The sequence below is a fragment of the Bordetella genomosp. 5 genome (assembly GCF_002261315.1).
GTDB lineage: Bacteria > Pseudomonadota > Gammaproteobacteria > Burkholderiales > Burkholderiaceae_B > Bordetella.
In genome coordinates this window covers 552971-576111 of sequence record NZ_NEVP01000004.1, presented here as the reverse complement: position 1 = coordinate 576111, position 23141 = coordinate 552971, and the positions used below count along the sequence as shown (strand labels likewise).

Here is a 23141-nt window from a genome sequence, read left to right as displayed (position 1 = left end):
CCTGCCGCGCGCGGCCATCCGCGCGCCCCAGCAAAAAGGCCACATGTCTCCATGTGGCCTTTTCGTTGGCGGGGCGAAATCCGTGCGCGGACCTCAGTCGACCATCTCGAGCATCGCGAACATCTTCAGCAGCGCCACCGGCAACAGCTTGCCCGGCAGCTTGCGCTCGTCCGGGCTCACCAGCCCGGCCAGCGGGCCGCGCACCATCTGCGCCGATTCCGTGTGCGCGAGCTGCCAGCAGGCGGCCGCCACCTGACCGGCCAGCAAGGCCTGGGCCGCCAGACCGTCGGCCGTGTGCACGGCCGGCAGCGCCGACCAGGCGTGCGGCAGATAGCGGAACGCGGCCTTGGCCTGCTCCTGCTGCACCAGCCAGCGGGCAATCGTGGCCGCATCGGCCTGCCCGGTGCTGAGGTTGGTCAGGCCGTAGTACTGCGCGATCACCTTGCCGCTGCGCATGTCGACGATGCGCGCGCAGATCATGCGCAGGCGGCCGCCCTCCTTGCCGCGCTGCGACAGGCCGATCTCGGTGCCGCAGGCCCACAGGGCGTTTTCGGGCTGGCCCGGCACCGGACCGGCCGGCAGATAACCCAGCTGGCGCGAGATCGCGTGCAGCGTCGTCGGGCAATCCTCGTGCAGGATGCGCAGCGCGCCCGGGCTGCGGGCGAGCCACAGATGCCCTTCGGCGCTCAATGCCAGCGACAGCGCGGTCGTGCCCATGTCGAACAGATGCACATGCGGCAGATTGCCCAGCGCCTGCGCCAGGTATTCGGCGCGGGACAGCAGCGCGTCGGCCGCATTGACCGGCCCGACCGCCGAACCCGGCACGTGCGTGGCCAGGGCGCCGTGCGGCAGCATGAGCTGCTGCACCGGCGCGGCCAGAGCGGCGCCGCGATCGCTCATGAGGAACGTGGCATGCGCCACGCCGCCCGGCAGGCCATTGCCCTTGAGCGTGGCCTTGCCGTGCAGCGCCAGCACGTAGCGCTGGCAGGCGGCGGGGAATTCACGCCGGACCATCGCGAGCATGGCTTCGCTCAGCGCGCGCTGCTTGGCATCGGCATCGTCGGAGGTGGCCGCGTCATCGCCGGCCGCGCCGCTGCGCACGCGCCAGGCGGCACGGGCATGCGCGCAGGCCGGGTCGGCCGCGAGCCAGCCCAGCGCCTGTTCGAGTTCGCCATCCGCCTCGCCCGCGCTGACCGGGCGATGCATCGCGGCGGCCAGCAGACGGCGGCGCGCCAGCGGATCGCGCTCGGACTGGGTGCTGCTGGTATTCCACAGCGCGGCCAGATCGGCCTCGCTGGGCGCGTAGAGCGCGCGGGTCTTGTTGAGCGTGGCCAGGGCCGCGTCGACGAGCGTGCTGCGGTCGGCCAGATCCAGATGCTCGGGCACGCGCTGGCCCTGCGACACATAATGGATCGGCAGACGATGCCGGATCGCGGTGTCGAGCGCCGGCGCCAGGCGCGAGGCCTCGTCCAGCTTGGTGATGATGCAGCCGACCACGTCCTCGCCCACGCCGTTGCGATACGCGTGCGCGACCTCGTCCAGGGTGTCGCCCTGGCTGGCGGCGTTGAGCACCAGCAGGCGGCGCACCGGCTGACCCGCGTTGGTCAGCAGCGCGGCCTGTTCGGCCACGTTGCGGTCGCGCTGGCTGATCCCGGTGGTGTCGATCAGGATGATCTTGCGATTGCCCAGGCGCGCGAGCGTGCTGCGCAGCTCGGCCGCGTCGCGCACCGAGTCGGCCGGCACGCCCATCAAACGGCCATAGATCTGGAGCTGTTCGAGCGCACCGATCCGGAAGTTGTCGGTGGTGAGCATGGCGACCTGATCGCGGCCTTCACGGGCCACGCAGCGTGCGGCCAGCTTGGCCAGCGTGGTGGTCTTGCCCACGCCGGTCGGGCCCACCAGCGCGTAGACGCCGCCGCCCGAGAAAAAGTCTTCTTCGGCGCGCAGCACCGGCAGATGCGTGACCAGCTCGTTGCGGGCCCAGGCCATGGCCTGGCGCGCGTCCAGGTGCTCCGGCAGGCGTTCGAGCAAGGCGCGCACCAGTGGCATCGAGAAACCGGCCTCGAGCAGCGTGCGGAACAGACCGGCATTGACCGGCTCGCGCGTCTGCGCGCGATTGCCCCACAGCATACCGTCCATGCGCGACTCGAGCGCGCCGCGCAGCGCGTCGATCGCCGCCTGCACGCTCGGCTCCGCGCCCAGCGCGGAGTGCATGGGCAGGCCGGGCAGACCGGCGGTGCCCGGCATCGGCGTATCCGGACGACGCGCCATCGACGCGGCGGGCGCGACGGGCAACGGGGCATCGACCGCGCCCAGATCCTCGATGTCTTCGACCTCGGGCGTCACCGCGCGCGGCGTGTCATTGCGTGGCGCCGGCACGGGCTCAGGACTCGGCGCCGCGGGCGCGACGTCGGCCAGTGCCTCGTCGGGCGCGCCCACCTCGGCCGCGCGGGCGGACGTGGCTTCGAACGTGGCGCCGTAGGTCGCCGCCATGGCGCTCACGGAGGTCCGTGCCGACATGGGCAGATGCGCGGCGGCCGGACCGGCGCCGAAGCGCGCGGCGGGCGTGGGCGCCGGCACCGGCATGGGCGAGGCGGCGGCATACGCCGCCGCATGGCCGTACGCCGGCACGGCCGGACGCGCCGGGGCGGGTTGCGGGGTCGGCGCGGTGTCGCGATAGGCGGGCACGGCGGGCTGCGCCGGTGCGGTGTCGCGATACGCGGGCATGGCGGGCTGCGCCGGCGCGGTGTCGCGATACGCGGGCATGGCGGGTTGCGCCGGTGCGGCCGGCGCGGCCGCGGGTTGCGCCGCGGCCGGCGCGGGGCTCGGGCGAGCCGAGCCCGGCGTGCCGGTCGAGGCGTCGTGGACGGCGTCTTCGACGTCCGACTCCACGGTCGCGATGATTTCGATGCCCCCGTCGACGCGGCGGTTCGACACGATCAGGGCATCTTCGCCCAGCGCATCGCGCACCATGCGCAGCACTTCACGGGTGTTGGGTCCGACAAACCGGCTCAGTTTCATTCGCCATTACCTCCGATCAGCGCGGTCACGCGGACCACGCGCTCATCGGGAATTTCTGCATTGGAAAGCACGCCCAGCTGCGGCAGGTGATGCCGCAGGAAGCGCGAAAGCGGGGCCCGCAGCGGCGGCGACACGAGCAGCACCGGCGCGTTGCCCTGCGACTCCTGGCGCTGCAGCGCCTGTTCGGTCTCGCGCAGCAGCGTTTCCGCCAGGCCGGGCTCGAGCCCGCCACTGGTCATCATGGCCTGCGACAGCACGCGCTCGAGGCGCACGTCCAGACCGATCACGCGCAGCTCGCCCTCACCCGGGAACCATTGCTGCGTGATCGCGCGGCCGAGCGAACGGCGCGTGAGCGCGATGAGCTCCTGCACATCGGGCTGGCCCCCGCTGTTGGCGGCCAGCGCCGTGAGACGCGGCGCGTGCTCGGACAGCGTATCGATGATGGTGCGCATGTCGCGGATCGGCACCTCCTCGGACAGCAGCCCTTGCAGGACCTTCTGCAGCGAGGTGAGCGACAGCGTCTTGGGCACCAGGTCTTCGACCAGCTTGGGCGAATCGCGGCCCACGCGGTCGAGCAGCTGCTGCACTTCCTGGCGGCCGAGCAGGTTGGCGCCGTGACGGTGCATCAGGTGATTGAGGTGGGTCGCCACCACGGTGCTGGCGTCCACCACCGTATAGCCGGCCACCTGAGCCTGGTCGCGCTGGCCGTTGTCGATCCAGAGCGCGGGCAGGCCGAAGGCCGGATCGGTCGTGGGCGAGCCCTTGACCTGGATCGTGACGCCGCCCGGATCGATGGCCAGCCACTGGCCAGGCATCGCCACGCCGTGGCCGATCTCCACGCCCGACAACAGAATGCGATAGTCGTTGGGCTTGAGTTCGAGGTTGTCGCGGATGTGCACGACGGGCGGCAGGAAGCCCACGTCCTGCGCGAACTTCTTGCGCAGGCTGCGGATGCGATGCAGCAGCTCGCCGTTCTGGGCGTGGTCCACTAGCGGGATCAGCCGGTAGCCCACTTCCAGGCCCAACTGATCCACCATCGACACGTCTTCCCAACTGGCCTCTGCCGCGGCCGCCTGGGCCTGTTGCTGCGCCTCGGCCTTGGGCTCGGCCGACGCGGCCTCCGCCTGCGCCCGGCGCTTGATCATCATGTAGCCGCCACCGGCCAGCATCGCGGCCAGCGTCAGGAAGGCCAGGTGCGGCATGTTGGGGATCAGGCCCATGATGCCGACGATCGCGGCCGTCAGGAACAGCACGTTCGGGTTCGAGAACAGCTGACCCAGGATCTGCTGACCCACGTCCTGGTCGGTCGACACGCGCGACACGACCACACCGGCGGCGGTCGAGATCACCAGCGCGGGGATCTGCGCGACCAGGCCGTCACCGATGGTGAGCAGCGTGTAGACGCGGCCGGCGTCGCCCATCGACATATCGTGCTGCGCGACGCCCACGATCAGGCCGCCGATGACGTTGATCACCATGATCAGCAGGCCGGCGACGGCGTCACCGCGCACGAACTTGCTGGCACCGTCCATCGAGCCGTAGAAGTCGGATTCCTGCGCCACTTCGGCGCGGCGGCGGCGTGCCTCTTCTTCGCCGATCAGGCCGGCGTTCAGGTCGGCATCGATGGCCATCTGCTTGCCGGGCATTGCATCCAGCGAGAAGCGCGCGCCGACTTCGGCGATCCGGCCCGCACCCTTGGTGATCACGATGAAGTTGATGATCGTCAGGATCACGAAAATGATGATACCGACGGCGAAGTTCCCGCCCACCAGGAAGTGGCCGAACGCTTCGATCACCTTGCCGGCGGCGTCCGGACCCTGGTGGCCGTTGAGCAGCACGACGCGGGTCGAGGCCACGTTCAGCGACAGACGCAGCAAGGTGGCGAACAGCAGCACCGACGGGAACGCGGCGAAGTCCAGCGGCTTCTTGGTGAACATCGCCACCAGCAGAATCATGATGGACAGCGCGATGTTGAACGTGAACAGCAAGTCCAGCAGGAACGTGGGCAGCGGCAACACCATCATGCCCAGCACCATCACGATCAGGATGGGGCCGGCCAGCAGGCGCGCATTGGCCAGGCCTTGGGATTTAAAGAGCGTAAGCAATCCGCCCATCGATCAAGCTCCTTGTGCGGTACGAGCGAGCGGGTCCAGTTCGGCGGGCACGGCCAGGGCGCCTGGCGCCTCCGGATGCATGCCGGCGCCGGCGCGCCAGCTGCGCAACTGGAAAACCCACGCCAGCACTTCGGCTACCGCGGTGTAAAGTGCCGAGGGGATTTCCTGTCCCAGCTCGACGTGTTGATGCAAGGCACGCGCCAACGGCGGCGCCTCCAGCATGGGAATACGGTGTTCGGCGCCGATTTCGCGGATCTTGGCCGCAATCAGACCGGTGCCCTTGGCCACCACGCGCGGGGCGGCCAGTTCTTTCTCGTTGTAGACCAGCGCCACGGCGTAGTGCGTCGGGTTCGTCACGATCACGTCCGCCTTCGGCACTTCCGACATCATGCGGCGGCGCGCGGCGGCGCGCTGCGTCTGGCGGATGCGCGCCTTCACGTGCGGGTCGCCTTCCGACTCCTTGTGCTCTTTCTTGACGTCTTCCTTCGTCATCCGCAGCTTCTTCAGGTGCGAGAAGATCTGCCACGGCACGTCGATCAGCACGATCAGGAACAGCGACGCGATGATGATCGCGCAGCAGATCGCCACCAGTTTGAGTGCCGTGACCAGCGCGGCCGACGGCGCCACGTGCATCAGGCTCATCATCTGCGGCTGGTAATGCCACAGGGTCCAGGCGGCCGCGCCGCCCACCAGCAGTGCCTTGCCCAGGGCCTTTACCAGCTCGATCAGCGTCTGCGACGAAAACATCCGTTTGATGCCGGACAGCGGGTTGAGCTTGTCGAACTTGAATTCCAGCGGCTTGGTCGAGAACACCAGCCCGCCCAGCGCCACGCTGGCCAGCACGGCGGTCACCACCAGCGCGCCGAACACCGGCAGCAGCACCAGCAGCGCCTTGCCGAAGCCGTCGACGGCCAGGTTGACCATCACCGTCGTGTCGTGCGCGATCCGTTGGTCGAACGCCAGCCCGCCCTGCATCACGCCGGACAGCCCGCGATAGAGCAGCCCGCCCGTCATCCACAAGGCGGCCGCGCCCACGGCCAGCAGCAGAAACGTGCCCAGCTCGCGCGAACGCGCGATCTGCCCCTCCTCGCGCGCCTTTTCCAGGCGCCGAGGTGAGGCAGATTCGGTCTTTTCGAGGTCGCTTTCTTCGGCCATCAGCAGCGGTAGGTTCGCGATTCACAATCTGAAGGTTGTGAGCCGCCCGCCGAGATTCTAGGCGCAGCCGGGGGGCCGCGATCACCCAAGAAAAGGGGGGAAATCGGCGTTATTCAGACGCCCTCGCCCGCCCCTGGCGCGGGACGCGGGCACCCGGCGCGCCGGCCCGCCCGCCCGGGCCGCATTTGGGGCGCCGCGGCCAGACGTAACCGTCACAGACGCCCGCCCGAATCGCGCCCGGATCGCGCCCGGATCGCGCCCGGATCGCGCCCGGATCATACCCGGATCCAGCCGGCCGGCGCGATGGCCTCAGGCCGGCGCCCAGGCCCGGTCGACCCGTGCGGCGCCCGACTCCACCATCTCGCGAAAGCGCGCGAAATCGAGCCCGATCCGCACGGCGCCCCAATGCTCCGGGCCCAGATAGAGCGGAATCGACACATCGTTGACGATCTCGCCCGTGTCGCGCGGGTAGGTCTGGAACAGCAGGCTGCCCGTGTTCGAGGCCAGCCGCGCCCCGACCGGATCGTTGAAGATGCGCTTGTTGCGCGAGCGCGCCGTGTCCACGGCAGGGTCGCCGCAAGGCGGATGAGAGTAGCGGCTGTTGTGCGCCGGCGCGTAGCCGCGCGCGTCCACGATCAGCGCGTAGCTGCCGCCCGGAATCGCGTCCAGCACGCGATCGAGCAGGCGCGTGAGCGCCGCGTCGATCACCTGGTCGTACGAGGTGTGAAAGCGCGGCGGATCGCTGGCGGCGATGCGGCGGTAATCGCGGTCGAACACGTCGAGCCCCCGCGCCCTGGCCGCGCCCAGCAGCGCGGCCGCCTCGTCACGAAACGCCAGCACCGCGTCGTTGAGCAGATCGAACGGCGTGTTGCCGGTGCGCATGCCGGCCAGCACCTCCTGCACGCCTTCGGTCTGGTTGCGGATCCGGTCCACCTCGCCGGAGATGGCGGCCACGCGCGCCTGCACATCGCCCGCCAGGGCCGCCACGCGGCCGACCTCGGCGCTCATGGCCTGGTTGGTCTGGTCCACCTCGTCGATGGCACCGACCACCTCGGTGACCTGACGATTCATGCCGTCGAAATCCCGCACGAAGCCGTCGAAGTCGCGCCGCGTACCGCCCAGCCGGCCGTCGCAGGCCTGCACATCGGTGGCCAGCGTGCCGGTGCGGCCCTGCGTCGCCTCGACCAGTTCGAGCATCTCGCCGGTGTGCCTGCCGATCTCGCCGGTCGCGGCATTGACCCGCTCGGCCAGACGGCCCACCTCCGTGGCGACCACCGCGAAGCCGCGTCCCGCGTCGCCCGCGCGCGCCGCCTCCACGCCCGCGTTCAGCGCGAGCAGCTGCGTCTGCAGGGCGATGTCCTTGATCAGGCGGCTGATATCGCTGACCGAGCGCGCCCGCTCGGTGAGCTGGGCCACGGTCGCGCCGAATTCGGCCATGTGCGCGCTCATGCGCTCGATGCGCTCGTGCACCTCCTGGAGCGCGGCCTGCGCCTGGCGCGCGGTGTGCAGGTTGTCGCCACAGACCTGCGCGATCTCGCGCGCATGGCTGGACGTGGTGGCGGACAGGCCGGCGATCTGGCTCGAGCTGGCGGCAAGCGCCTCGGCCGCGCCGGCCTGCTCGCGCGTGAGCCCGGCGCACTGCCCCGCCTGGAATTGCGTGCGGGCGGTGTTCAGCGCGATGTCGATGCTGGCCTGCCGCACCGTGATGATGCGGGTGCGGATCTGGCCCAGAAACCGGTATAGCGGCCACGAGGCCGGGCTCAGCGACCAGGCGCGTTGCGCCAGGGTCGCCTGGCCGCGATTGAGACGGCGCAGCAAACGCCAGAGACCGCCTACGCGGACGGTGCGACTAGCCATGACTCCTCCCTGTGCCCTGCCCCGCCGGCTCTGTCGGACGGCTGGAGCGCCCACCCCGCGAGGGGCTGGCGGCATTCGTAATGCTGCGTCTGTTATTTGTTTTTTGTTACAGCAAGTCTAGCCGGCGACCCACGGTCTGACTCTTAGGGAAAGTACGTCCCGCCGGCGCGCGGCGTGCGAAGCGCGGCGCCTTGCCGGCCGCGCCTGGCCGGCCGCACCTAGCCGGCCGCACCTGGCCGGCCGCACCTCGCCGGCCGCGCCTGGCCGGCCGCGCCTCGCCGGCCGCACCTAGCCGGCCGCACCCAAACGCAAAAGCGCGCGCCTGACCGCGGGACAACGGTCAGGCGCGCGCTTGAACCGGGCAATAGCGCGATCAGAAGCCGAGGCTGGCCAGCAGATCGTCGACCTGATCCTGGCTGGTCACCACATCGGCCTTGCCGGTGGGATTGACCTGCGGACCGTTCAACAGGCTGTTGGCCTCGTCGCGGCGCTCTTGCGGCACGCTGTCGAGCAGCACCTGCAGCAGTTCGCGCTCGATCGCGCCGACCACGTCCATCATGCGCATGATGACCTGACCGGTGAGATCCTGGAAATCCTGAGCCATCACGATTTCCATCAGCTTGTTCTGCGTGAACTGCGCGTGCTCGGGCACTTCGCCCAGGAAGGCGCGCGTGTCCTGCACGAGGCTGCGCGCCTCGGGCACGTCGAGCGGCTGGTCGTACCACTGCTGCCAGCGGGTGTCGAGCTCGCGCGCCGTGCGCGACATGCCGTCCTGCACGGGGCCCGCCGCTTCCGTGGCGTTGAGCACGCGGTTGGCCGCCTGCTCCGTCATCTGCGCGACATAGCGCAGCCGGTCGCGTGCATCCGGAATCGCCTGAGCGGCATCCTTGATGGCCTGATCCAGGCCGAGTTCGCGCATGCTGTCGCGCAGCATCCGCGTGAGCGAAGCGATCCGATGGATCAGATCGCCCGATTCAGCCTGATTACCTGTACCGGTGTCCGTCGCGTTCATGATGCCTTACCTCAGCCGCCGATTTTCTCGAAGATCTTGTTGAGCTTTTCTTCCAGCGTCGCCGCCGTGAAAGGCTTCACCACATAGCCGTTGGCGCCTGCCTGAGCCGCCGCGACGATGTTTTCTTTCTTGGCCTCGGCCGTCACCATCAGCACCGGCAGCGAGGCCAGGCTGGGCTCGGCACGGATCTGCTTGAGCATCTCCAGGCCGTCGAGGTTGGGCATGTTCCAGTCGGACACGACGAACTGGAAGCCGCCGTTGCGCAGCTTGTCCAGGCCCATCTGGCCGTCTTCCGCCTCGTCGACGTTCTCGAAACCCAGCTCTTTCAGCAGGTTGCGGATGATCCGGCGCATCGTGGGGAAGTCATCCACCACGAGAATCTTGAGTCCCTTGTCTACCATCTAACACTCCAAAAAAATTCGCTCAAAGCCGTGGTCGCGGTGCGCCACGGTCAGACGCGGTGGCCTCGATCGCCCACACGCAACAGGATCCGTTCACTCATGTCGCCGAGCGACACCACTTCGTCGGCGGCGCCGATCGCAATGGCCTCGCGCGGCATGCCGAACACCACGCAGCTGGCTTCGTCCTGGGCCAGCGTGTGGGCGCCGGCACGACGCATGGCCAGCATGCCCGCGGCGCCGTCCTTGCCCATACCGGTCAGGATGACGCCGATGGCGTTGCGGCCGGCGGCCACGGCCGCCGAATTGAAAAGCACATCGACCGAAGGACGGTGGCGGTTGACCGGGTCACCCGTCTCCAGTTCGATCACGTAGTTTGCACCACTGCGGCCCAGCTTCATATGCTGTTCGCCGCCCGGCGCAAGATACACGTGGCCCGGCAGCACACGCTCGCCATGGACGGCTTCGCGCACCGTCACGGCGCACAGCGCATCGAGGCGCTGCGCGAACGAACGGGTGAAGCCCGCCGGCATGTGCTGCGTGATCAGAATGGCCGGGCTGTCCGGCGGCAGCGGCTGCAGCACCTCGCGGATGGCTTCGGTGCCGCCGGTGGACGAGCCGATGATGACCAGCTTCTCCGAGCTCGCGAACGGGCTGCGCAGACGCACCGGCGCGGGCGTGCCGGCGGCCGCCGGCGTCGGGGCGCGCAGGCGCGCGCGCGAAGCGGCACGAATCTTGTCGGCGATGAGCTCGGAATAATCCAGCAGGCCATCGCGGATCCCCAGCTTGGGCTTGGTCACGAAGTCGATGGCGCCCAGTTCGAGCGCGCGCAGCGTGATTTCACCGCCGCGCTCGGTCAGCGACGACACCATCACGACCGGCATCGGGCGCAGGCGCATCAGCTTCTCGAGGAAGTCGAGGCCGTCCATGCGCGGCATTTCGACGTCCAGCGTCAGGACATCCGGGTTGTGCTGTTTGATCAGTTCACGCGCGACGAGCGGATCGGGCGCGGTCGCCACGACTTCCATGTCGGCATGGCTGTTGATGATCTCGGTCATCAAGCCCCGCACCAGGGCGGAATCATCAACGCAAAGTACTCTGATTTTCTTCATGGTCCAGGCCCCTTCTTCCGGGCCGCTTTTCTGACGTTGATCGTTTAATCCTGGCTTACGCACTCGTACACGGTCTGGCCGCGCAGGCGGAAATCCTGGCTGATGTACGTGAAGTTCTCCGAGTGGCCGGCAAACAGCAGGCCGCCCGGCTTGAGCAGCGGGACGAAGCGCCGCAGGATCTTGGCCTGCGTCGGCTTGTCGAAATAGATCATCACGTTGCGGCAGAAGATCGCATCGAACTTCTCGGTCACCGGCCACGAGGGCGCCAGCAGGTTGAGCGTCTCGAACTGCACCATCTGCGCAATCTCGGGCCGCACCTTCACCTGGCCTTCGTTGTCGGCCCGTCCGCGCAGGAAAAAGCGCTTCAGGCGCGCCTCGTCCATCTTCGCCACGCGGTCCCAGGTGTACACCCCGGCACGCGCCTTGTTCAGGCAGTTGGTGTCGATGTCCGTCGAGTAGACCTTGCTGTTGCTCGCACGGCCGCCCAGCGCCTCGGTCAGCGTGATCGCGATCGAGTAAGGCTCTTCGCCCGTGGAGGCCGCGCAGCACCAGACCGACACCGGTCCGCCGCGGGTCCGGGCGAAATCCGCCAGGATCGGGAAGTGATGCGACTCGCGAAAGAACGCGGTCAGGTTGGTCGTGAGCGCGTTGACGAAGTCTTCCCACTCGGCGGCCGAGGGCTGATTCTCGAGTTCGTCGAGATAGCTGCTGAAGTCCATCTTGCCCAGCGCGCGCAGGCGGCGCGCCAGACGGCTGTACACCATTTCACGCTTGTGCGCGCCCAGCGATATGCCGGCGCGCGCATAGATCATGCTGCGCACCCGGGAGAAATCCGCGTCGCGGAATTCGAACTGGCGCTCCGCCGAAAATGACGGGGTGGTGTTCAACATGCCTTCCTCAATGCTCCAACGCCAGGTGGCCGGCGTCATGACGCCGCGCACCCAGGCGCTCCAGCGACGCGTCGATGACTTCGCCGCCGTTGATCTTGAATACGGCCACCGCTTCGGCCAGGCGCTCGGCCTGTTCCTGCAGCGAGCCGGCCGCGGCCGCGGCTTCTTCCACCAGCGCCGCGTTCTGCTGGGTCACTTCGTCCATCTGCGCCACCGCGCGATTGACCTGATCGATGCCGCTGGACTGCTCTTCGGACGCCGCCGAAATCTCGCCCATGATGTCGGTCACGCGCTTCACCGAGGCCACGATCTCTTGCATCGTGTCACCGGCGCGCCCGACCTGCTGCGAACCCGTGCCCACCTTGGTCACCGAGTCTTCGATCAACACCTTGATTTCCTTGGCGGCCTGCGCGCTGCGCTGCGCCAGCGAGCGCACTTCGCCCGCCACCACCGCAAAGCCCTTGCCCTGCTCGCCCGCGCGGGCGGCTTCCACCGCGGCGTTGAGCGCCAGGATGTTGGTCTGGAACGCGATGCCGTCGATCACCGACACGATCTCGCTGATCTTGCGCGAGCTGGCCGAAATGCCTTCCATGGTGTGCACCACTTCCGACACGGCCGAACCGCCGCGCTCGGCCACGTCCGAGGCGCTGGCGGCCAGCTGATTGGCCTGGCGCGCGTTATCGGCGTTCTGCTTCACGGTGGAAGCGAGCTGCTCCATCGAGGCCGCGGTCTCTTCGAGCGAGGCCGCCTGCTGCTCGGTGCGCGACGACAGATCGGTGTTGCCCGCGGCGATCTCGTGCGCGCCGACGTTGATCTCTTCGACGCCGCGACGCACCGACGACACGGTGCGGGTCAGGCTTTCCTGCATGCGCTTGAGCGCGGCGAACAGCTGGCCGATTTCGTTGCTGTTGCGCACGTCGACGCGCGCCGTCAGGTCACCCGCGGCGATGCGATCGAAGTACGAGCCGGCTTCCTTGAGCGGCGCCAGCACGCGGCGGCGCAGGAAGACGTAGGTCATGAACACCAGCAGCGAGGCCACGACGCCGCCCAGGGCGACCGCCGCGAGCACGAAGGTGTAGCGCTTCTCGGCCGTGTCGTAGGCCTCTTGCACCAGGCCCGCGCGCCAGGCGTCGAACGCGTCGATCGAACGCGCGAAGCGCGCCTCGAGCGCATCCTGCACCATCTGCACATGCGACTGATAGCCCGACATGTCCGCCTTCTCGAGCGAGGCGATCAGCGGGTTCAGGCCCTGCGTGACCAGCGCGCCGAACGACTCCTCGATTTCCTTGAGGGAAGCGGCGGCGCTGTCGGGCTTGGGCAGGGTCTTGTAGTAATCGAATTCGGTCTGCGCGCGGGCCAGGGCGGCCTTCGAGCGCTGCAACAGGCCGGCGGCCTCGGTGGCCAGGCCCTGCTGCACCATCAACGGCTGACCGATGGAACGCACGATGTCGGCGTATTGCGCGGTCGCGGCGCGGCCCATCGCATTGAGCGTGTCTTTGTACGACGCGACGACGCGGCCCATGGAGTCTGACAGATCCTGCGTCTGCTTGACCTCGACCAGCGTGCCATTGGAAACGCGCAACGACAGCACACCCAGCGCGGCGCCCAGCACCAGCATGAAAGAGAAGAACGCCAACACCGCCAGCAAACTGCTGCGGATGGTCAGATTCGCCAAGAACTTGCGCATAACGTACGGGTCTCCCCTGCGATGATTGCCACGCCTGCAATACGGCGGGCGGCGAAATGCTTCCGCCGCCCGGCTTGTCCTGCGTTTCCCGGGATCAGGAAGCGACGCGCTCGACCAGCTCCATTTCGTCGCTGGTCATCAGCTTTTCGATGTCGACCAGGATGAGCATGCGCTCGTCCACGGTGCCCAGACCGGTCAGGTACTCCGTCGACAGCGTGGCGCCGAATTCCGGCGCCGGACGGATCTGGCCGGCGTTGAGCATCAGCACGTCGGACACGCCGTCGACCACGATGCCCACGACGCGGTGGTCGAGGTTCAGGATGATGACGACCGTCTGCTCGTTGTATTCGACGCTGCCCAGGTTGAATTTGATGCGCAGGTCGATGATCGGCACGATGATGCCGCGCAGGTTCGTCACGCCCTTGATGAACGTGGGCACGTTGGCGATGCGGGTCACCGCGTCGGCGTCGTAGCCGCGGATTTCCTGCACCTTCAGAATGTCGATACCGTATTCTTCCGAACCCAGGGTGAAGACCAGGAATTCGTTGCCCACGTCTTCGACACGGGCGTTTTGCGCTTGCGGCTTGGCTGCCATGGTAGTGCTCTCCGTCAATTCAGAATGGCTTCGGGCTGCGACCAACGCTCACGGTTGGCACGCGCAAGCGCGAATACGTCGACAATCAGTGCAACACTGCCGTCGCCGAGAATGGTCGCGGCGGAAATGCCGGGGACCTTGCGATAGTTGGATTCGAGGTTCTTCACCACCACCTGATGCTGGCCGACCAGGTGGTCCACCAGCAGCGCGAAGCGGCGGTCTTCGGCCTGCATAATCACGGCGATGGCCTGCGTGGGATCGGTCTGTGCCTCGTGCACCGAGAACACCCGGTGCATTTCCACCAGCGGCAGGTACTCGCCGCGCACATGCATCACGCGCTCGTTGCCGGCCACCGAGTAGATCTGGTCTTCGGTCGGCTGCAGCGATTCCGTCACGTGGTTCAACGGCAGGATGAAGGTCTCTTCGCCCACGCGCACCGACATGCCGTCGAGGATGGCCAGCGTCAGCGGCAGCACGATGCGGGTCGTGGTGCCCTGCCCCGGAACGCTCGAGAGCTGCACGTGGCCGCCCATGTCCTGGATGTTGCGGCGGACCACGTCCATGCCCACGCCACGGCCGGAGATGTCGGTGACCTGCTCGGCGGTCGAGAAGCCGGGCGCGAAAATCAGCTGCCAGATTTCTTCGTCGGGCGAGTTCTCGTTCACCGACAGACCTTGCGTCTGGGCCTTCTTCAGGATGCGGTCGCGATTCAGACCACCGCCGTCATCGCTCACCTCGATCACGATGTTGCCGCCGTTGTGCTGCGCGGACAGGACCAGCTGGCCCACCGGCTCCTTGCCGGCCGCGACGCGCTTCTCGGGCGTTTCGATACCGTGATCCAGGCTGTTGCGCACCAGGTGCGTCAGCGGATCGATGATGCGTTCGATGAGGCTCTTGTCGAGCTCGGTCGCGCGGCCGAAGGTTTGCAGTTCGATCTGCTTGCCCATCTTGCCGGCGATGTCGCGCACCACCCGCGGGAAGCGCGAGAACACGTAATCCATCGGCATCATGCGGATGGACATCACGGCTTCCTGCAGGTCGCGCGCGTTGCGCTCGAGCTGCTCCATGCCGTTGAGCAGGCGATCGTGCAGCACCGGGTCCAGCGTGGACGCGGTCTGGGCCAGCATGGCCTGCGTGATCACGAGCTCGCCCACCAGGTTGATGATCTGATCGACCTTCTCCACGCCGACCCGGATCGAGGTCGATTCGGTGTTGGCATGGGCCGGCGCGGCGGCGCGCGCGGCAGGCGCGGCAGCGGCTGCGGCCGGAGCCGGTGCGGGCGCGGCGGCGGGTGCGGCGGGTGCGGCCGGTGCGGCAGCAGCGGGAGCCGCCGGCGCGGCAACGGCCGGCGCAGCAACGGCCGGCGCGGCGACGGCCGGCGCGGCGAAACCTGCCGCGGCGGCCTCGAACTGCTCGACCACGTCGGGCGTGGCGGCGGGCTTGCCCGGCGCGGCTTCACGGCGGATATCCAGCTGATCGGCATCGACGATGAAGCAGCACACCGCCTCGATATCGTCCTGCGCGCAGGTGGTATCGACCCAGACAGTCAGGGCCTCGGGGGTGCGCTCATGATGGTGCACCGTGCCGAGGTTGCCCATTTCTTCGAGCAGCGACTGGGCGTCCTTGTCGGACACCTTGCGGAACTGCACGCGGAACGGCAGCGCGGAACTGTCGGCCGCGGCAGCCGGGGCTGCGGCAGCCGGGGCTGCGGCAGCCGGGGCGGGCGCCGCGACAGGCGCGGGCGCGGCAGCGACAGGTGCAGGTGCGGGTGCCGGCGCAGGCGCCGCGGCAGCCGGGGCGGCCTCGCCCTTGCCTTCCAGCGCGAGTTGCCGCAGCACCGCGCAGATCCGTTCGAACACGGCCTGATCGGGCTCTTCGGAGGCCCGATAGGCATCCAACTGGCTTTTGAGCACGTCTTTCGTTTCCAGAAAAGTATCGACCATATCGGCGCGCAGTTTCATTTCGCCGCGACGGATGGCGTCCAGCAGGTTTTCGAGCAAATGCGTGGTTTCGGCCAGCTTTTGAAAGCAGCCGAACGTGGCCGCGCCACCCTTGATGGAGTGCGCGGCGCGGAAGATGGCGTTGAGCTGTTCGATGTCGGGTTGGCCGACGTCGAGCTCGAGCAGCAACTGCTCCATCTGCGCGAGCAATTCGTCCGCTTCGTCGAAGAACGTTTCGTAGAACTGACTGAGGTCCAGACCTGAACTCATGATGAGCCGTTTGCCTTCCTATAGAACACGCCGAAGCGTGTTGACACTAAACCGGCGGCTGCTCATCGAGCAGCTCGGCGGCCAAATCCACCAGAGTTTCGGGATCGACCGGCTTGTTCAGCCAGCCGCAGACCCCCAGATCGCGGGCAGCTGTCTTGCTGTCCACGTCATCCTCGGTAGTCAGTACCAAAACCGGAACATCGAAATAGCGCTCCTGCTCGCGCAGGCCCCGGATCAGATCCAGGCCGCCCATTACCGGCATGTTCCAGTCGCTCACGACCAGATGGATGTCGTGCTGGCCGGCCAGTTCGAGCGCTTCCTGCCCGTTGCCGGCCGTGACGACCTCCCATCCTGCGCCCGCCAAGGCGGCCCGCACGATCATGCGCATCGTTGCGGAATCATCCGCGACCAATATCTTTGCGGTCATGCTCCTGTTCACTCCTACCGGGCAGAGGTACCCGAGACGGTGGTCACCGTGACCGTCGCGGCTGCCGCCGCGGGCGCGGCCTGCGCGGCCGGTGCCGGCTGCGTGCCCGCGGGCGGCGTGATGACCGGGATCACGATGCCGGAGGCGGGCGCCGCGGCGGCCGCGGCCGCGCGTTCCTGCACTGCATGCATCACATCCTGGGCATCGCGCGCGCTCACTTCCGCGGCCGCCGCGTTCTCGTCCTCGATACGCTTCTGCGTTTTCTCGTTCAGCACTACCAAGCTGATACGCCGGTTAACGGCAGCATATGGATCATCTTTAACGAGGCTCATGCTCGAAGACAAACCCTGGATGCGCAGCACCTTGGTTTCGTTCATGCCGCCAGCCACCAATTCCTGGCGCGAGGAGTTGGCGCGGTCGGCGGACAACTCCCAATTGCTGTAGGCGCGCTCACCCCGCGCGTACTGCGACGCGTCGGTGTGACCGGAGATGCTGATCTTGTTGGGCAGCTCGTTGAGCGTCGGGCCGAGCTCGCGCAGGATGTCGCGCATGTACGGGCGCACTTCGGCGCTGCCGGTGGCGAACATCGGACGGTTCTGGCTGTCGATGATCTGGATCCGCAAGCCCTCGGTCGTCATGTCGATCAGCAGCTGCGGCTTGAAGTTCTTCAGGACGGGGCTGGTCTCGATCAGGCTGTCGAGACGCTGCTTCAGGCGCTCCAGGCGGTGGCGATCCCGGCGCTCGGAGTCCGGGATGTTCTGCGACTGCACGCGATTGCCATTGGAGCGACGGGTCTCGCCCTGGTCGCGCAGCGGATCCGAGCCGCCGCCGGGGATGGCGCTGGTCTCGGCCGAGCTGCTGGGGCCACCCGCGATGGCGACGCTCAGCGGCATGCGGAAATACTCGGCGATGCCCTTGAGCTCTTCGCGCGGCACGATGCTGATCAGCCACATGACCAGGAAGAACGCCATCATCGCCGTGATGAAGTCGGCGTAGGCGATCTTCCAGCTGCCGCCGTGGTGGCCGCCCTTGCCGCCGGACTTCTTGCGGCGGACCACCACACGGTGGTTGTTGACCGTGCTCATCTAACGGACTCCCGATCAGGCGCGGCCGGGGGCCGAGCTGGTCTTTGCCTGTCGAACGTGCTCTTCGAGCTCGCCGAAGGACGGGCGAACCGACGAGAACAGCACCTTGCGGCCGAATTCCACGGCGAGCTGCGGCGGATAGCCGTTCATGCTGGCCAGCAGCGTGACCTTGATGCACTCCAGCACCTTGACGGATTCGGCGGCCTGGCCTTCGACGCGCGAGGCGAACGGCGCAACGAAACCGTAGGCGAGCAGAATCCCGAGGAACGTGCCGACCATGGCCTTGGAGATGAGGTCGCCCAGAATGGCGGGCGGCTGATCCACGGCGGCCAGCGCCTTGATCACGCCCAGCACGGCGGCCACGATACCGAAGGCCGGCAGGCCGTCGGCCATCTGCTGCAGCGCGTGCGTGGGCACTTCGCGCTCGTGGCGGAAGGTTTCGATTTCTTCGTCCATGAGCGTTTCGATTTCGAACGAGCTCATGTTGCCGCTGATCATGATGCGTAGGTAGTCGGTGATGAACTCCATGAGCTTCGGATCTTTCATGATCCGCGGATACTCATTGAACACCGGGCTGGACTGCGGATCCTCGATGTGGGATTCGATGGCCATCAGGCCTTCGCGGCGCGCCTTGTTCAGCAGCACATACAGGAGCGCCATCAGCTCCATGTAGAGGTCCTTGCTGTACGGGCCGGATTTGAAGGCGCGCGGAATGGCGCCCTTCACCAGTTTGAGCGTCTTGCGGCTGTTACCGGCCAGGAAAGCGCCCAACGCGCCACCACCGATGAGGGTCAGCTCGAACGGCTGGTAGAGTGCACCGAGGTGCCCGCCCAAGCCCATGAAGCTGCCGATCACCGCGATGATCACCACTGCATAACCGATAACAATCAACACATCAGGCCTCTGCCAACGTAGTCTAAAACTGGCGACAATGATCCCCCGAGGACCCTGTCGCAAAAACGCGGGTTACGGGGGGTTTTTTGGGGCTTTTGGCGTGTTTGGCCTTCCCTGGGGGTCAGGAAGCCTGTTCGGCGCGTGCCGGCGTACCCGCGTTGGCCCGCGCACGAGCTGCCGCGCGCGTCTTGCCCGCACGGGGTGGCGGACGGCAGATGGCGCACACGAAGTCGGTCTGCGGATCGTGCGCGTGGGCGATGAAATGCCCGCCGCACTGACGGCACGACGACAACTGCAGCATGCCGCTGTCGAAGAAGCGCACCAGCATCCAGGCCCGCGTGAAGCTCAGCACCGGCTCCGAACCGGCCGGCTGCGTGGCGTCGGTCTGGGCGTGCTCGAGATACAGACGATAGGCGTCGATCACGGCGCGCACACCCTTGCTCGAGGTCCGCGTATTGAGAAACGAGTAGACGTTGTAGAACAACGACGAGTGAATGTTCGGCAACCAGGTCATGAACCAGTCCACCGAGAACGGCAACATGCCCTTGGGTGGCGAGCAGCCCCGGATTTCGCGATACAGGCGCGCAAGCCGGTCATGGCTGAGGCTGGTCTCGGCTTCGAGTACTTGAAGCCGCGCCCCGAGTGTGATCATTGCACTGGCCAACAGAATCTCGTCGGCTTCCTGTGAAACGCTTTTTACTGGCATACCGCCTTCCTGCTGAGTGAGCGGTTGGTCAGGCCAACTCTTCGACTGGCTGTTTCGCCAGCAGAATCGTGGCATGAGCTTGTTGCAGGGCACCGCCCAGCACATCCTGGGTCAAGGCCGACAACAGGCTGTAATCGTCGAAACGGAAACGGCACAGCAGCGAGCTGGAGCTGGCAAGCTTCACCAGCTGAGCGGGCGACAGACGCATCAGAATGTCCGCGACCTCATTGCTGAAACCCAGGCGAAACATGGAGGCCGCGTAATCGTCTCTCAACATGCGTTGGGCCAGCAGCAGATACGAGAGATTCACTTCACGTATATCGGCGAGCAAGGAACTATCGGCGGTTTTCACTTTGGTACTCCGTTGACGATGTCTAGCCGGGGTGAAGAAGTCCAGATCCGCGCCCCCGAGAAACCTCACGCAGACCTGTTTTCGTCTTAATGCGAAATGTATCATTTGATCGCAATTTGCATGCAATTTAACATGCACACTGTCATTTTCTATGACTTTTATGACGAAACATTGATTTTTTTCAGACTTTCTTCGAGCTTGACAGTTACTCGTTACATCTCTTGCAGCGCCAAAATCGCAAATGCGCAAACAAACGCGCAAAAAGTTGCGTTCTTCATAGAATGAAACAGCGCCATTTGTCGACAATCTACGGGTTAGCAGGCGTAGACGACCGTCTCCGGCCATCCGAGCCGGCTAGCCTCATATGTCGCAACTATGCAACACCCATCTCACAACGAGATTCGTGAGACACCTGCAGACTGAACCTGAATGTCCAACGCAGAAGACAGCTTGGTCCAATACGCACCGCTGGTTCGCAAACTGGCGCTGCAGTTGCTGGCCCGCTTGCCGGCCAGCGTGCAATTGGACGACCTCATCCAGGCCGGCATGATCGGTCTGCTCGATGCCGTGCGGCGCTATCAGGAGAGCCCGGACGCGCAGTTCGAGACGTATGCCACCTCGCGCATCCGCGGCGCCATGCTCGACGAATTGCGCAGCCAGGACTGGCTGCCGCGCAGCGTGCGCAGCAAGAGCCGCAAGATCGAAACCGCCATCCAGCGCAAGGAGCAACAGCTCATGCGCTCGCCCACCGAGACCGAGATCGCACAGGAACTCGGCGTGCCGCTGGACGAATACCAGAGCATGCTGACCGACGCGCAAGGCCTGCAAATCGTGCATTACGAAGGCATGGGCGGCGATGACGCGGGCGATCTCGACTGGAGCGAAGGCGCGGCCAGCGAGAGCAGCGGCAACCCGCTCAACGCACTGCTGGCCACCGACCTGCGCGCCGCGCTGATCCAGGCCATCGACAAGCTGCCCGACCGCGAGAAGCTGCTGCTCTCCCTCTATTACGAGCAGGGGCTCAACCTCAAGGAAATCGGCGCGGTGCTCAACGTGACCGAGGCGCGCGTGTGCCAACTCCGCACGCAGGCGACCGCCCGGCTGCGCTCCTCGCTGAGCGAACAAGCCTGGGGCGAGCTGCCCGAACACGGCCTGCTCTCGCAGGTCATCTGACAGCGCGGTCGCTCGTGCCGGCGCATGCGCCGCGCACGAGCCCGCAGGCCCTCTCCTCGCCTATCGCATTACGCCGGTCGCGCCTTACAAGGCCGCCCTGCGCGGGCCGCCCTGCGCGGGCCGCCACGTCGTTCGCGCTTGACGGGCCGGGCTGCGCCCCGCCGGCGCGGGCCGTCAATCACCTTTTTGACGGATCGCGCCGTTGCCACGCTCTTTCGCGCGAGCAAGGGCAATGCAACAACTCGCCGAAAAGATTGCAATGCAACGCGCGAAATGACGTAACTCGCGCCTTACAAACGCGGTTTTAGAGGCTTTTAGGCCGTTGGTATTCGTTACGTTCTCGGCGAAACGGCTAAAAATCCTGGGGGAAACCCGCAGCTAAACGACCCGCGAGTCTGCAGAATGTATCGTTCCGCAACGCGAGGCGTTAGTAATATGTATCCACTGCCGACACATATAGCGCGTCCGCGCATTGCCGAATGTTACGATCCCGGCAAGCTCGGAGCGATCTTTAACCCCCTCCACAAGCGCGCATACGGCCAGTCGGACCCACCTTGCGAAGACCCGTCGCAAGGTCGCCGGAACACCGCATCGCAAGTTGCCGAATCCCCGCCATACAAATAGGCGTGCCCCCCCTGCCCGGTCGGCCTCGCAAGAAACCCCAGCCCAAAAAAAATGTGTAACAGCGAACTAAAGGCCTAAAGATTTGTTTGGCCCCGACGTTATCCAGGCAGCGGGACACTGATCGGAGCTGTAAAGACTCTGACAGTCACTGCAACTGTTGGGCGGCTCGGCTGCCCAGTTTGAAGATGCCTTTCTCTCTTGGGAGCTATTCATGGCTGCTGTTATCAATACCAACTACTTGTCGCTCGTTGCTCAGAACAACCTGAACAAGTCCCAATCGGCTCTGGGTTCCGCCATCGAGCGCCTGTCGTCGGGTCTGCGCATCAACAGCGCCAAGGACGACGCCGCTGGCCAAGCCATCGCCAACCGCTTCACCGCCAACGTCAAGGGTCTGACCCAAGCCGCTCGTAACGCCAACGACGGTATCTCGATCGCTCAAACGACCGAAGGCGCCCTGAACGAAATCAACAACAACCTGCAGCGCGTTCGCGAACTGACCGTTCAAGCCGTCAACGGCACGAACTCGAAGAGCGACCTGGAATCGATCCAGGCTGAAATCACCCAGCGTCTGGGCGAAATCACCCGCGTGTCGGAACAGACCCAATTCAACGGCGTCAAGGTTCTGGCTGACGAGCAAACCCTGACGATCCAAGTCGGCGCGAACGACAACGAAGTCATCAAGATCGACCTGAAGCAGATCAACGCTGCCACGCTCGGCCTCGGCAACCTGGACGTGACGAACGCCAAGTTCGACACCACGAAGCTGGCTGCCTCGCCCGTCACGACCGTGACGCCGGCCGGCACGACCACCTCGGTCGCCCTGAACGCCGTCGACACCAACACGGCTGGCCCGTGGGATGTGTATGTGGACGACGCTGATCCCGAGAAGCTGTATGTCTCGAACGACGGCTCGGCCTTCTACGAAGTCACCGGCTACGACAACGCCACCGGCGAACTGCAATTCGACTCGACCACCACGGTTGCCGCTACGGCTACCGCGGCTACCGCTGGCCAGCAGATCGCTGTCGGCGGCGGCGTGACCGTCAACGCTGACGACGTCCGCTTCGAAGATGCCAACACGGGCGCCGCTCCGGAAGTCTACCTGGACTCGTCGGGCAACTTCTTCGTGTCGACCGATGGCGGCTCGACCGGCTGGGCTGGCACGTTCGCCACCGACGGTACGGTTGAGTACGACACCTCCGCTGCCGCTACCAACCTGGCTTCGGACGCAACCGCCGTTGTCGGCGATTACGAAATCCCCTCGACCGTGCCGGCCGTGACGGCTGACCTGTCGGGCCTGTCGGCCACGCAAGTTGGTTCGAACCCGCAAGTCTTCGCTAACAGCGATGGCGGCTACGTCGTCAAGGGCGAAGCCAACGGCGCCGACGTGTACTACAAGGCGCAAATCGCCACCGACGGCAAGGTCACGCTGGGCGACAAGCTCAACGCCGACCCCCTGGCCTCGATCGACGATGCGCTGGCCAGCGTTGACGCACTGCGTAGCGACCTGGGCGCGATCCAGAACCGCTTCGAGTCGACCATCACGAACCTGAACAACACGGTGAACAACCTGTCCGCCGCCCGTTCGCGTATCGAAGATGCCGACTACGCTGTCGAAGTGTCGAACATGACCAAGGCTCAGATCCTGCAACAAGCTGGTACCTCGGTGCTGGCGCAGGCCAACCAAGTGCCGCAAACGGTCCTGTCGCTGCTGCGTTAATCGTAACCGCGTCACGGAGGGAGGGCTCGCCTTCCCTCTCGCTGATCGAGAACCGCCCCAGGGGAAACCCTGGGGCGGTTTTTTCATGGGCGCGCACCGGGCCGCGCCA

Annotated in this window: 18 protein-coding genes; 2 read left to right on the top strand and 16 right to left on the bottom strand. The window is 66.3% G+C overall.

Features of this window, described 5'->3' with window-relative positions:
* Window positions 1-93: 93 nt before the first annotated feature.
* The 16 genes from flhF to flhD form a co-directional block, all read right to left on the bottom strand.
* A complete protein-coding gene (flhF, locus tag CAL25_RS08155) occupies window positions 94-3021 on the bottom strand; it encodes a flagellar biosynthesis protein FlhF (protein WP_094799426.1) in 2928 nt (975 codons plus the stop codon).
* The gene (gene flhA / locus CAL25_RS08150; RefSeq protein ID WP_094799425.1) at window positions 3018-5135 is read right to left on the bottom strand and encodes a flagellar biosynthesis protein FlhA; all 2118 of its coding nucleotides are present in this window, start codon (window positions 5133-5135) and stop codon (window positions 3018-3020) included. The genes flhF and flhA overlap by 4 nt, the downstream gene beginning before the upstream one ends.
* A 3-nt stretch (window positions 5136-5138) precedes the next feature.
* On the bottom strand, window positions 5139-6290 hold the full coding sequence (gene flhB, locus CAL25_RS08145; RefSeq protein ID WP_094799424.1) for a flagellar biosynthesis protein FlhB: 1152 nt from the start codon (window positions 6288-6290) through the stop codon (window positions 5139-5141).
* Between the two features lie 309 nt (window positions 6291-6599).
* Window positions 6600-8147, bottom strand: a complete 1548-nt coding sequence (locus CAL25_RS08140) for a methyl-accepting chemotaxis protein (RefSeq protein ID WP_094799423.1) — start codon at window positions 8145-8147, stop codon at window positions 6600-6602.
* A 373-nt stretch (window positions 8148-8520) separates the two neighbouring features.
* Window positions 8521-9159: a protein phosphatase CheZ gene (gene cheZ, locus CAL25_RS08135; RefSeq protein WP_094799422.1), complete on the bottom strand. Its 639-nt coding sequence runs from the start codon at window positions 9157-9159 to the stop codon at window positions 8521-8523.
* 11 nt (window positions 9160-9170) lie between these two features.
* Window positions 9171-9560 (bottom strand): chemotaxis response regulator CheY, encoded by a 390-nt coding sequence (gene cheY, locus CAL25_RS08130; protein WP_094799421.1) that lies wholly within the window; start codon window positions 9558-9560, stop codon window positions 9171-9173.
* A 50-nt stretch (window positions 9561-9610) separates the two neighbouring features.
* Entirely contained in the window at window positions 9611-10669 is a 1059-nt protein-coding gene (locus CAL25_RS08125) for a protein-glutamate methylesterase/protein-glutamine glutaminase (RefSeq protein WP_094799420.1), read from the bottom strand.
* Between the two features lie 44 nt (window positions 10670-10713).
* Complete coding sequence (locus CAL25_RS08120) at window positions 10714-11559, bottom strand: CheR family methyltransferase (protein WP_094799494.1); 846 nt, start codon at window positions 11557-11559, stop codon at window positions 10714-10716.
* Between the two features lie 7 nt (window positions 11560-11566).
* On the bottom strand, window positions 11567-13246 hold the full coding sequence (locus CAL25_RS08115; protein WP_094799419.1) for a methyl-accepting chemotaxis protein: 1680 nt from the start codon (window positions 13244-13246) through the stop codon (window positions 11567-11569).
* 94 nt (window positions 13247-13340) lie between these two features.
* Window positions 13341-13841, bottom strand: coding sequence for a chemotaxis protein CheW (cheW, locus tag CAL25_RS08110; protein ID WP_094799418.1), 501 nt, complete (start codon window positions 13839-13841; stop codon window positions 13341-13343).
* A gap of 14 nt (window positions 13842-13855) precedes the next feature.
* A complete protein-coding gene (gene cheA, locus CAL25_RS08105) occupies window positions 13856-16051 on the bottom strand; it encodes a chemotaxis protein CheA (RefSeq protein ID WP_094799417.1) in 2196 nt (731 codons plus the stop codon).
* 46 nt (window positions 16052-16097) lie between these two features.
* Complete coding sequence (locus CAL25_RS08100; protein ID WP_094799416.1) at window positions 16098-16478, bottom strand: response regulator; 381 nt, start codon at window positions 16476-16478, stop codon at window positions 16098-16100.
* A 14-nt stretch (window positions 16479-16492) separates the two neighbouring features.
* A complete protein-coding gene (motB, locus tag CAL25_RS08095) occupies window positions 16493-17563 on the bottom strand; it encodes a flagellar motor protein MotB (protein ID WP_094799415.1) in 1071 nt (356 codons plus the stop codon).
* 15 nt (window positions 17564-17578) lie between these two features.
* Entirely contained in the window at window positions 17579-18457 is an 879-nt protein-coding gene (gene motA, locus CAL25_RS08090) for a flagellar motor stator protein MotA (RefSeq protein WP_094799414.1), read from the bottom strand.
* Window positions 18458-18578: 121 nt separating this feature from the next.
* Window positions 18579-19163, bottom strand: coding sequence for a flagellar transcriptional regulator FlhC (gene flhC / locus CAL25_RS08085; RefSeq protein ID WP_094799413.1), 585 nt, complete (start codon window positions 19161-19163; stop codon window positions 18579-18581).
* A gap of 28 nt (window positions 19164-19191) precedes the next feature.
* Complete coding sequence (gene flhD, locus CAL25_RS08080; RefSeq protein WP_094799412.1) at window positions 19192-19515, bottom strand: flagellar transcriptional regulator FlhD; 324 nt, start codon at window positions 19513-19515, stop codon at window positions 19192-19194.
* 429 nt (window positions 19516-19944) lie between these two features.
* On the opposite strand from flhD, the gene CAL25_RS08075 reads away from it, so the two are divergent.
* Both CAL25_RS08075 and CAL25_RS08070 read left to right on the top strand, forming a co-directional pair.
* On the top strand, window positions 19945-20688 hold the full coding sequence (locus CAL25_RS08075) for an RNA polymerase sigma factor FliA (RefSeq protein ID WP_094799411.1): 744 nt from the start codon (window positions 19945-19947) through the stop codon (window positions 20686-20688).
* Between the two features lie 835 nt (window positions 20689-21523).
* A complete protein-coding gene (locus tag CAL25_RS08070) occupies window positions 21524-23032 on the top strand; it encodes a flagellin (RefSeq protein ID WP_094799410.1) in 1509 nt (502 codons plus the stop codon).
* Window positions 23033-23141: the final 109 nt, after the last annotated feature.